Annotated in this window: 9 protein-coding genes; 1 reads left to right on the forward strand and 8 read right to left on the reverse strand. The window is 36.1% G+C overall.

Going from position 1 to position 12043, the window contains the following annotated elements:
- Positions 1 to 183: 183 nt before the first annotated feature.
- The 5 genes from nagB to DCO46_RS02405 all read right to left on the reverse strand — a co-directional run bounded on the left by nagB (position 184) and on the right by DCO46_RS02405 (position 6670).
- Positions 184 to 2112 (reverse strand): glucosamine-6-phosphate deaminase, encoded by a 1929-nt coding sequence (nagB, locus tag DCO46_RS02385; protein ID WP_116750997.1) that lies wholly within the window; start codon positions 2110 to 2112, stop codon positions 184 to 186.
- A 204-nt stretch (positions 2113 to 2316) separates the two neighbouring features.
- Complete coding sequence (locus tag DCO46_RS02390) at positions 2317 to 3690, reverse strand: sugar MFS transporter (protein WP_243416235.1); 1374 nt, start codon at positions 3688 to 3690, stop codon at positions 2317 to 2319.
- A gap of 34 nt (positions 3691 to 3724) precedes the next feature.
- The gene (locus DCO46_RS02395) at positions 3725 to 4651 is read right to left on the reverse strand and encodes an NAD-dependent epimerase/dehydratase family protein (protein WP_116750998.1); all 927 of its coding nucleotides are present in this window, start codon (positions 4649 to 4651) and stop codon (positions 3725 to 3727) included.
- A 5-nt stretch (positions 4652 to 4656) separates the two neighbouring features.
- Entirely contained in the window at positions 4657 to 5760 is a 1104-nt protein-coding gene (locus DCO46_RS02400) for a phosphotransferase enzyme family protein (RefSeq protein WP_116750999.1), read from the reverse strand.
- 1 nt (position 5761) lies between these two features.
- Positions 5762 to 6670 carry a sugar phosphate nucleotidyltransferase gene (locus DCO46_RS02405; RefSeq protein ID WP_116751000.1) on the reverse strand — a complete coding sequence of 303 codons (909 nt, stop codon included), beginning with the start codon at positions 6668 to 6670 and terminating at the stop codon, positions 5762 to 5764.
- A gap of 307 nt (positions 6671 to 6977) precedes the next feature.
- On the opposite strand from DCO46_RS02405, the gene DCO46_RS02410 reads away from it, so the two are divergent.
- Positions 6978 to 8018 carry a substrate-binding domain-containing protein gene (locus DCO46_RS02410; RefSeq protein ID WP_116751001.1) on the forward strand — a complete coding sequence of 347 codons (1041 nt, stop codon included), beginning with the start codon at positions 6978 to 6980 and terminating at the stop codon, positions 8016 to 8018.
- Between the two features lie 216 nt (positions 8019 to 8234).
- Here DCO46_RS02410 and DCO46_RS02415 read toward each other — a convergent pair whose 3' ends face one another.
- From DCO46_RS02415 to DCO46_RS02425, 3 genes are all read right to left on the reverse strand, one after another.
- Positions 8235 to 8870, reverse strand: coding sequence for a carbohydrate-binding family 9-like protein (locus DCO46_RS02415; RefSeq protein ID WP_116751002.1), 636 nt, complete (start codon positions 8868 to 8870; stop codon positions 8235 to 8237).
- Between the two features lie 76 nt (positions 8871 to 8946).
- The gene (locus DCO46_RS02420; protein WP_116751003.1) at positions 8947 to 10806 is read right to left on the reverse strand and encodes a T9SS type A sorting domain-containing protein; all 1860 of its coding nucleotides are present in this window, start codon (positions 10804 to 10806) and stop codon (positions 8947 to 8949) included.
- Positions 10807 to 11402: 596 nt separating this feature from the next.
- Positions 11403 to 11897, reverse strand: a complete 495-nt coding sequence (locus DCO46_RS02425; RefSeq protein ID WP_116751004.1) for a hypothetical protein — start codon at positions 11895 to 11897, stop codon at positions 11403 to 11405.
- Positions 11898 to 12043 lie beyond the last annotated feature (146 nt).

Here is a 12043-nt window from a genome sequence, read left to right on the forward strand (position 1 = left end):
TATTTTTGTTTTTTTGCCACAGATTAAAATGTTTTTTTTGCCACGAATTACACGAATTATCACGAATTTGATTTGTTGAAATTCATTCAATTTGTGACAGAAACAGAAGCCAAAATCTGTGTGAATCTTTTAATCTGTAGAAAAAACTTAGAATCTTAGCATCTTAGAACCTTAGTAACTTTTTTAATAATGCCATCTCACGAAAGCTTCCATCGCAGCATAACTCGCTAAACCCATTTGCTGATAAACCTGAGCCGTTTCTCTGTTTCTGTCTTCGGCTCTTTGCCAGAACTCCCTGGCGTCTGTTCCCTGAAAAACCACTCCGTCTTTTTGTGACTGGTGTTTGAAGATTCCGTGGCGTTTTTCCAGAACCTGATCCGGACTCATCGGTACGGCCATTTCTACTTCGTCAATTCCCCATTCCTGCCATGCGCCGCGGTACAACCACAACCAGCAATCTTCCATGAACGGTTTTGGTTTTAGCTCTTTTACCGCTTCAAAAATAGCGTCCAGACAAACTTTATGTGTTCCGTGCGGGTCTGCCAAATCTCCGGCTGCATAAATCTGGTGGGGTTTGATTTTTTCGATTAAATCAACTGTTAATTGGATATCTTCAGCTCCGATTGGTTTTTTCTCGATGGTTCCGGTTTCATAAAACGGAAGTTCCATAAAATGGATCTGGCTGTCCGGCAATCCAACAAAATGACTGGTGGCTCTTGCCTCTCCTTTTCTGATCAGCCCTTTGATGTAACGGACTTCGGGAATATCAATTTCGCTGTTCTTTTTATTTTTTAAGAAAGTAACTGCTTTTTCATAAATCGCATCGGCCTGAGGGCTTTGGATTCCGAATTTTTCATTGTAGTCAATTACGAAGCTGGCAAATCGCAGTGCCTCGTCATCTGCAACTGCAATGTTTCCTGATGTCTGGTAGGCTACGTGTACTTCATGCCCCTGCTCCTGCAGACGCATAAAGGTTCCGCCCATACTGATGATATCGTCATCGGGGTGGGGACTAAAGATAAGTACTCGTTTTCTTGCGGGTTCTGCTCTTTCGGGACGGTTGGTATCGTCTGCATTTGGTTTTCCGCCCGGCCATCCTGTAATGGTATTTTGCAGTTTATTGAATATTTTGATATTGATGTCGTAAGCCGGGCCTGAGTCTGCCAGTAAATCACTCATTCCGTTTTCGATATAATCGGCATCGGTAAGCATTAGGATTGGTTTTTTTAGTTTTAAGGCCAGGCCTAAAACTGCTTTTCGGGTCAGTTGGTCTGTCCAGACTACTTTTTCTACCAGCCACGGGCTGTTGATTCGGGTTAATTTTGAAGATGCTTCCTTGTCCAAAACAAAAACAGCATTGTCATGCTCCTGTAAAAATGAGGCTGGAATTTGGTTGGTTACTTCGTCTTCAACTGATTTTTTAATCACATTTGATTTTCCTTCTCCCCAGGCCATTAGGATAACCTGTTTGGCTTCCATGATTTTTTTGACCCCAAGGGTGATCGCTGTTCTTGGTGTGTTGCTTAATCCGGAAAAGTCTTTACTTGCTGCGACTCTTGTGATATGGTCCAGTGCGACTAATCGTGTTTTTGAGTTTTGCAGGGATCCGGATTCGTTAAAACCAATATGTCCGTTTCCTCCGATTCCCAGAATCTGAAGATCGATTCCGCCCAAAGCTTCGATTTTGGCTTCATACTCGTGGCAGTAATCCGCGATCTGCTCTTTGGTCAGAAGTCCGTCGGGAACGTGGGCGTTTTCGGGTAAAATATCGACATGATCAAACAGCAGTTCTTTCATAAAACGAACATAGCTGTTGATGGAATTGGGTTCCATCGGATAGTATTCGTCCAGGTTAAAACTGATTACGTTTCTGAAACTCAAACCTTCTTCTTTGTGCAAACGTACTAGTTCTGCATACAGCCCTTTTGGGGATGAACCTGTTGCCAGTCCCAAGATACAAGGTTTGTTTTCTTTTTGCTTTTCCTTGATTAATGCGGCAATTTCTTTGGCAACTGCTTTTGATGCTTCCCCGGAGTTTTCAAAAACAACCGTATTGATGTTTTCGAATCGCTTTTCGAAGCCCGTTGCTTTATCTATATTACTTTTTATCATTTTGAAATATATTTATTGTGTTTTCTTTATTTTGTCTGCCTGCCTTTATGATAAAAAAAGGCATAAGTTGAGCTGGAGCAAGTCAAATATGAGTATTTGAGTGCTTCATTGTAAATCTGAAAATCAGATTAATTAATAAAAGTTATATTTATCTAAACTACACCTTTTGTGTGATCCTTCGTCCTCAGGATGACAAAAAAACGATTACCATTTCCTGTATGTGTGTCCTTTAAAAGCAAAAAACACAATCATTAAATAGGCAGGTAATAATATTAAGTAAGCCAGTTGATTTCCACTTTTTGCAGTCTGAACAATTCCGGCAGCTTCATTTGAGCTGTTAATAGTATCGGCCAGCAAACCGTAAAATAACGGAAAAACGGCACCGCCAATAATTCCCATAATCAGGATCGCTCCGCCAATTTTTGTAAATCCTCCTAAATCCTGGAGCGCCATTGGCCAAATTGCCGGCCAGCAAAGTGCATTGGCTAATCCTAAAAGTGCAACTAGAATAATTACCACAGGCAATTCGGGAATCCCTGGCAACTGAATCATGATTTCAGGTGAAAGTATAACAATCAGAGAGACTAAAATAAGACCTAAAAATCCTGATACTTTTAAGGCAAAAACCTGAGAAACATATTTAGGAATAAGTGTAATCCCTAAAATATAGCCTATAACCATTGCCGTCATGGTAAACGAAGTCAGTTTGAGATAAAACGAGCCGTTTTCTCCATAGACACCCAGTTGTTTTCCAAAGCCTCCGATAGAATCTCCTGCTAAAACTTCTGCCGCTATATAAACCATTAAAGTAATAACCCCGAAAACCAGTTGCGGATGCTTAAAAGCTTCTTTTATTTGTTTAAGAAGGCTTAAATGTGCTACCTGTCCTTCATCATCTAAATTGATTTCAGGAAGCGGTGAAAATTTTACCAAAACAGCCAGAACCAACATGATCGCTGCCATATAGATATAAGGCGTTTGTAATTGCAAAGCCAGTAAATCTAAAGCACTTTCTTTTTGAACCGAGGTCATAACAGCAATTTTATCTGCTGAATAATCGCCTATATTGGACAATACTAGTGAAGTCAGTAATAACGGAGCGAGAAATCCTGCCAATTTGTTTGCAATTCCTAATACGCTGATTCTTGCTGCAGCACTTTCGCGCGGGCCAATCACAACAACGTACGGATTCGCAGCAGTTTGTAACACTGCCAAACCGGTTCCCATTACAAATAAAGCAATTAAGAAAAAACCAAAAGTCCTGGCGCCGGCGGCTGGATAAAATAAAAGTGCACCAGCGGCAATAACTAACAATCCTAATGAAATTCCGTTTTTGTACCCTACTTTTTCAATCAGGAAAGAAGACGGAATTGCCATTACAAAATAGGCAATATAAAATGCAAACGTCACAAAATACGATTGGGATTCGGTTAACTCACAAGCCAGTTTAAAAAACGGAATCAGCGGCCCGTTTAGCCATGTTACGAATCCAAAAATAAAAAATAACGAGGTTAAAATAACCATTGGAATCAAAGTATTGCTTTGTTTCTTTTTTAAGGTAATATCGATTTCTGACATATTTTTGGTTTTGTTTTAGTTATTATTCTAATGTTTATTTGGTGACTAATTCCTGATGGTAAAAAAGAATGGTTTCTTCTAAAGCCCTGTCAATTGTATATTCCGGCTGAAAACCCAATTGATTGAATTTTGAAGGATTGGCTTTGGAATGTTTGATATCGCCCGGTCTTTCTTCCAGAAATTTAATCTGCGATTTTGAATTCGTGATTTTAATAATTTTTTCAGCTAGTTCTAATACCGAAGTACTGTGCCCAAGCGCTACATTATACGTTTCACTTCCTTTTTGTGAAGCCAGAATATTTGCCTTTACCACATCTTTTACATATATAAAATCCCTGGTTTGCAAGCCATCCCCATAAATGGTAATAGGTTCATTATGAAGTGCTTTATTAATAAAAATAGGAACTGCAGCCGCATAAGCAGACTGAGGATTTTGGCGTGGGCCGAAAACATTAAAGTATCGCAAAGATGCCGTCGGAACCTGATATTGGTCGAGATACATTTTTAAGTAATATTCTCCGTCTAATTTTGTAATGGCATAAGGTGTCATCGGTTCAGGAAACATCGTTTCAACTTTTGGCAAAACCGGATTGTTGCCATAATTCGCCGCAGAGGTAGAAAGCACTACTTTACAATCTGCATTGTTTTTGGCCGCTTCAAGAATATTGATGGTTCCGATAGTATTAATTTCTATACATTCTTTAATTTTCAACAACGATTCCGGAACACTGACCAAAGCTGCCAGATGAAAAATACCCGATGCTCCTTTTATGACTTCGTTTACTAAGTTTTCATCACGAATATCTCCTTTTACAAAATCAACATTCAATCCGTTCAGGTTGTGTTCAAATCCCGTTCTAAGGCTGTCAAGTATAGTAACCTGATGTCCTTCCTTAGATAAATGTTCGGCAATGTGGCTTCCTATAAAACCGGCACCACCGGTAATTACATATTTTCTCATTTTTCTTATTTTAATGATCCGACGAAATTTAAACTGTAATCTTCCATTTCCTTAAATTGAGCCGAAAGACTTTCAATGAGTTTAAACTGATTTTTGGATCGGTCCAGATTATGTTCCGGATATTCCGTTTTGTAATAGACATCATCATTCAGAAAATCAGTCAGGAAACGCAATGCCATAATAAACACCATTGTTTTGGCACCAAGCGGCAGGTATTTTATTTCCAATAAAGAAAGAGACGAATTTGTTTTCTCAAGAAAACCTTTCACATATGCTTTATAGTATTGCAAATTGAAGTTGACAAGTCCGAGGTCTTTTTCATCTTCTGCAGCCGTATTGCAAATCGTTCTTATGGCATCTCCAAAATCATAATGAATAATACCGGGCATAACCGTATCTGTATCAATTACACAAAGCCCTTTTTTATTGGCATCGAAAAGCGCGTTTGATATTTTGGTATCGTTGTGCGTTACGCGTAGTTTTATTTTTCCTGCATCTTTTAAATTTTGCAAAACATGCATTTCTTCTTTAAGTTCATGAACCAGATTAATACAGGTTCTGGCCTGTTCAATTCTTTGTTCAGAAGCTTCTTTAAGCGCAGTATCAAACTGAGAATAGCGAAAAGCCATATTATGAAAATTCGGAATAACTTCTGTCAGTTTTCTGGCGTCAAAATCGCTGGTCAGGTTTAGAAATTCGCCAAACAACTTTCCTCCTTCATAAGCGATTTCTTCATTATTTACGGTTTCAAAAGTCAGGCTTCCTTCAATATAAACCATCATATTCCAAAAATTGCCGTCTTTATCATGATAATAAAAAATACCCTTTTTGGTACCGATAAAAGTTAAAACGCGACGTTTCAGCTCATCTTCAGATAAATGTTTCAGTTTTTTCAGTAAATGCTTGCTCACACTCACTTTATTGGCAATAAGGCCGGGAACGTCTTTGAAAACACCATTATTGATTCGCTGCAAAATAAACCGTTTACGGCTATCAGTTGTTACTAAATACGTATCATTAATATGACCGGAAGCCAATTCTCCAAAATTTTTGAAAACCTCGATATGGTCAAACTGGTCGAATATAAATTTTAAATGTTCTGCTACCATATTACCAGAGATTAGTTGGATACACTTTTTGGGCTCTTAATTTTTCAATTTCTTTTTTTACAATTTCCTTGTCTTCTTTGTAGGTAACCCCAAACCATTTGGCATTTGACTGAAGTACTTCCAGCGATGCATTTTCTGATTTTAATATTTCATTTACAACTGAGGTTATAAAAAATTCTGCTTTTAAATCATGTTCGTTTTCTTTTAGGAATTCTTCAAAAAGAGCTCCTCCAAATTCAAAACATTTTGGCGTAAATCCCCAGAAGTTCATAGATACAATAGTATTTTCATCAATCGGAATAAAATCTCCGTTATCATCTTTACGCATTAGTTTGCCATCTATTTTTTCGATATGCGTGCGTTCGGTAACATCTGTCAAAAAATTATTCTCATCAACCTGACATTCGCCTCTGGAAACAAAACCATGATCTGATACTGTATTTTTGAGCAGATATGCCATCATATTAAAGTGGTATGATTCTTTATCCATTTCAGTCAGTGCCTTTGCCATAATCTCAAAAGCCTCTTTTCCGTAGAAATCATCGGCATTTATAATCGCAAAATTTTCGGTTACTTCATCTTTTGCCATTAATAAAGCATGTCCGGTTCCCCATGGTTTCTTTCTTTCAGGATTTCGGTATTTTGCGGGAACATTATCGATTTCCTGAAACACATAACCTACTTCAGCTTTTCCTTCTAATTTTTTATTAAAAATTTCTTTGCATTCTTCTTCAATGTTTTTACTTATGATAAAGACAAATTTTCCAAATCCTGCCTGCAATGCATCATATATCGAAAAATCCATAATGGTATCTCCTTCCGGAGTAAACGTATCTAACTGTTTTAATCCTCCATACCGACTTCCAATACCTGCCGCCAAAATCACGAGAGTAGGTTTACTTTTGCTCATTTAAATAGTATATTAATTGGTTTATTATTTTGATTTTTTTTCTTTTTCAATGATTTAAAAAAAGAAGTAAAACAATGAGTAATTACATTTTGAAAACTTCTCTTATAAAACGGAAAATAAATATTAATCTGACAGTTTTTAAGTTAATATCCTAAACTATATGATTAATATTCGGCTAAAATATATATTAATATTTTATAAAAAAAGAAAATAGTGTTAAAATGTGCTCGAACACAAATAAAATGTTTTCGAACACATGTAATTTATTATTTTGTGATATTTGATTTTTATATATATTTGTTTCTATATGGAAAAAATTTATACAATTAAGGATATTGCAGAACTTGCAGGTGTTTCTAAAGGAACGGTTGACCGTGTTTTGCATAAAAGAGGAAAAGTCTCTCAGGATGCTCTTGAAAGGGTAAACGAAGTTCTTGATAAGATTGACTATCAGCCCAATTTAATGGCAAGAAGTTTAAAAAAGAAACAGATTTATTCCATATGTGTTTTACTTCCCGATTCCAAAAATGACCCTTATTGGCAGCCATGCATTGACGGTATAAATGAGGCTAAAAAAGAATTCAAGTCATTCAATGTTAAAGTTGAGATTTTTCTGTTTGATGCTACCAGTACAGCATCATTTGTCGAAACCAGCAAAGCTGTTCTGAATGCTGCACCGGATGCAGTCCTTCTGGTCCCTTTGTTCCATAAAGAAGCGATAGATGCTATTGAAACCTACAATTCGAAAGGGATTATTTCAGGTATTTTTAATAATCAGCTTAAATCCAGTGCGATAAAAAGTTTCGTAGGACAGGATTTATTTCAAAGTGGAAGAATTGCCGCCAGATTATTAGAATTACTGGTTCAGAAAGGTACGATCGCCATTGTCCATATTGATGAAGATTATGAGAATGCTGTTCACATGCAGGAGAAAGAAAAAGGCTTCAGGGATTATTTCGATAATTTAGAAAAAGGAAAATTCGAAATCAAGACTTTCAAAGTAAAACATCCTCAGTTTAAAACGACACTTAAAGAATATTTAGAAGCAAACCCAAATATTAGCGGTCTTTTTGTAACTACGTCAAAAGCGTACCAGGTGGCAAAAATAATCTCTAAAAATCCGGAAAGGAAAATTGCTCTTGTGGGCTATGATTTATTAGAAAATAATCTTGAATACCTGAACAATAAAACCATTGATTTTCTAATCCATCAAAATCCAAAAAGACAAGCTTATTTAGGAACGGCAAGCCTGATCGAACATTTTATTTTCGAAAAAGAAATTAGTGCCGAAAAGCTATTGCCAATTGACATCATCAATACAGAAAACGCTAAGGATTATTTTTTATAAACTATTGAGCGTAAATTAACTGCAAAGTTCGCTATCCCGAAGCCTCCGGATACACAAAGTTTTTTTAATCTCGCAAAGTCGCGAAGGCGCAAAGAAAAACTTAAAAAAGAAAAACTTTGCGACTCTGCGACTTTGCGAGAAATAATTTAGCGTGCTTTGCATATCACGAAACCTCGGGATAGCGAACTTTGCGGTTAAATCAGCATTCCGCTAATTTTAAACTAAAGTCAAAGTCCCAAAAGAACTGGCAATATGAAAATCAGGTGTTTCCGTATTCGGATTTACCCATGTAATCCATGTTGGTTCATAAAGATTATTTTTCTGTTTCTTATATTTTGCCCTGTAAAGTCCGGCTTCTATAATGTTGTCTTTAATTAGGTGAAAGTTTTTTAAAGACTGAATAGTGATTGCTATTTCGACAACAAAATAATTTTCTTTGATATTTGATTTTACCGTAATATCATTTTCAGGCCAATTCCAGTCAAAATCAAATTTTTTAGCAGGAGATGCTTTAAAATCCATAATTCTTGGTGTTGGATCGATTTCTAAACAGTAATAAGGATTTAGCCCTGCATCTGTTCTAAAAAAAATCTCCACCCTGTCTGATTCTCCAATGCTGTCAACAGAGTCATCCTGTCTGTCAATGTGAACATATGGATCATGAACCTTATAACAAAAATAGATATTCTGAGTATCCCATAAAGCTTTAAACTCAATTTTATCCGGGTTTAGCTCATCCCAAGGCGAAACAAAATCAGTTAGAATTTCTGCTTTTTCCCAAAAAGGATTATCTCCCAAACCATTTATTTGCAAAATGTTTTTTTCGATACGGTTTACAGTGTAATTTTTCATTCTAAAAAGGTACGGAATTTTAAAAAATAAAAAAGGGAGCAAAAAAGAAAATCTCTTCTGCTCCCTAAAAGTATTATTATTTCAGGTATATTTTATTGTTACTGATTTTGTTATCAGCATCAATGTGAAGTATTACAAATTGTGATTTTTTCAAATCAGAAACATTTATTGTCGCTGAATTGGTTGCATTATATGTTTCTCTTAAAAGTACACGGCCATTTAAATCTAATACTGAGACTGTCACCGACTGAATATCTTTTCCAAAATTGATATTGATTTGATCCGAAGCTGGATTAGGAAAAACAGCATAGCCTGGGGCAATTTCTTCGGTTACTTCTACTGTAGCAGCCTTTTTGGCTGTCGATCCGGTTTGTAATTCAGAACAGCCGATATCGATGCGACCGTTTCTTTTACGAATGTCATCATCAAAATCTAATGTTCCTGAGTAAGTTGCATTATAAGTCGGATCTCCTTTATCTGCAGCAAAAGCGCCAGTTGCTAAAGTAAAATCAAATAGAGCAGCGTTTACAAACCCTGGTACGCCAACCACAGAATTTACGTCCTGTCCTGTAGCAGTTGCAAATTGCGCCTGATTGTAAGAACCTGTTGCAGAACTGCCATTGAAACTTACTCCGGTTAAATCGATAATGAAATCGGTATTTCCTTCTCTGTAGAATAAATTATAATTGGATACAAAACCCGAAACGGTATATCCATACGAAGCTAAAAGCGCCTTTTTGCCCGTTGTAGCATATAAAATATTGTTTTTGAAAGTGATACCTGAACTGTTTTGAAGATGTACTTCACCTCCATAAATATCAGCAATGGTTCCTACAGCAATACCTCCAATTGTAGTAACCCCGTTGATAACAGCTCCTGTTCTGTTTTTGTAAAAAGTATTATTGTAAATTTTCGTGTTACCAACACTTGTTGTATAACCGCTTCCGATAACACCTCCAAAAATAGCTCCGGTTACCACGTTGTTATAAACGGAGTTATTGTTTACAATATGCCCCGTAGACTGACCTCCGTTGCCTGTAGCCGTATTTTGTTCAGCGCCAACAGCAAGTCCTACTCCACAATTAAAAACTTCATTTCTTTCGATTTTACAATTTAATGCTCCATCTACATAAATACCCGCACTGTTTGCTACAGCACTCATACAATTAAAAACTTCGTTTGAAGCAATAACACCGTTTCTAGCCTGATTATTAGCTGTAGCTCCGGTAGATGTATAGTTTCCTGCCGCTACAATTCCGATATTAGCGATATCATACACCGTATTTCCGGATACCGAGAAACCATTAACATTTCCCGTTACCGTAACTGCTTCTCCCCAACCTGTAGCGCAATTATTTACTTCATTATTTTCAATCTTAACATTCGTAATCGCATACGTACCATTGCCGGCATCAACTTTAATAGCATTGGCCACAATGCCGCTATTTGCGGGAATTGAAGAAAGATTGTTACTAATCCATCCAATGTTTCTAACGATACAATTTTTAATCGTAATGTTATTTAGGTTTGATGTTGCGCCAGAGTTGGCCAAAATCCAGATTCCTTTACTTCCGTTACCAATTTTATTGGCAATGGTCAACCCATCAATGGTTACGTTGCTGGTATTTACAATTCCCAATACATAAGGATCTGTGCTTGTCCAGCCAGAAGCATTGATTACCACAGCAGCTGATCCGCTTTTTTGAATAGTCAAAGGTTTACCGACAAAAATAGGTCCTGTTACGGGATAAGTTCCTGAGAGTACCAATACTGTGCCTCCTGACGGGGCCATCTGTACTCCTTTTACAATCGTTTTAAAAGGCAAGGCGGCTGTACCGGTACCTGTCGCATCATTACCGGTTGTTGAGACATAAGTCTGAGCAAAACCTTGCACAAAACACAATAAAATAATAAATGTAATTTTCTTGATTTTCATAGTTTGATCTTTAGGGATTAAAAAAATTATAATTAAATATTGCAATATTCAAATAGTAAAGAATAAGCTGTTTTGCCTTTATAACTTTAAAAATCAATCCATTATATTTTAAAATTAAAAATAAAAGTATTGATTTAAAAACCGGTCTATTAGCAAAAACAAAAAATTAAAGTAGCTTATTTCAGACGAATGTAAATAATGTAATTAAATTAGCAATACGAAAATTCAAAAAAATGTGTTCGAACACAAAAAATATATGGTAATTGCAAATATTGTACTATTTTACTTATAGCAAATTTCAATACTAAATGTGTTCTTGAGCACATTTAAGAAAAAAGCTACTGTTCTGCTCTTATTTTCTTTCCGGTATTGTTTATATAAAAAGCAAACGGGTTAAAATATTCATGAATATTTTAACCCGTTCTCATTTAGCTGTTGCTGAAGGTAATTGTATAAGCCAAAATTGGCAGTAACCATTATATCTTTAGAATCTGAAAGGTTTGAAGTTAATTACGAATCGAAATAAAACAAAGATGACTGAAACAAAAGGATCAAATGAAATGTTTTATTTTCATGGATTTTAAACTATTCCTGACTTAAAGTCCTGCTGTTTTATTAATAAGTTTCTGCTTTTTAAACTGATAAACTGAACCGGCAATAAAGAGTAGCAATAAAACGAGAAGCGTATTGCCAATTACCGGATCACTTATATCCTTGGCCAACGGATGACCCACCGGAACCCTCGTAAAAGTTTCATTGACAGTTGGAACAAGAGACAGGAAGAAACTAAAAGACAGCCAGAAGTTTTCAAAATAGCGTGCCCTTGCACTGTTTTTTCTTTTTGAATTGAGTAAATAGGCTGCCAATACAAGAACGATTATAAAGACAGAAAAAACATGTCCCGGATTAAAACCGCCATGTTTTGAGATACCTAATGAGGTTAGTGAAGTAACAACTGTTCCGTAAAAATATATTTTACCGGATAATGCGTTCAAATTTATTTTACCGTATTTGATAAAATCTGCTAATGCTGCTATAATTGCAGCAACACCGATGATGGTGTGGAAAATTCCTAAACCTGATAATCCCATTTTATATTTGATTTAAATTTGTTTGAAAATACATTGCAAACTTCCGATAGATCAAAGGGAATAGTTTTGTCAATTAGTCCAATTATTTGGCAATTTGGTCCACAAAAAATAAATCTTAAGGATATTTAAAACTTTCAAAAAGGGGT

The sequence above is a fragment of the Flavobacterium sp. HTF genome, from assembly GCF_003105115.1.
Classification (GTDB): domain Bacteria; phylum Bacteroidota; class Bacteroidia; order Flavobacteriales; family Flavobacteriaceae; genus Flavobacterium.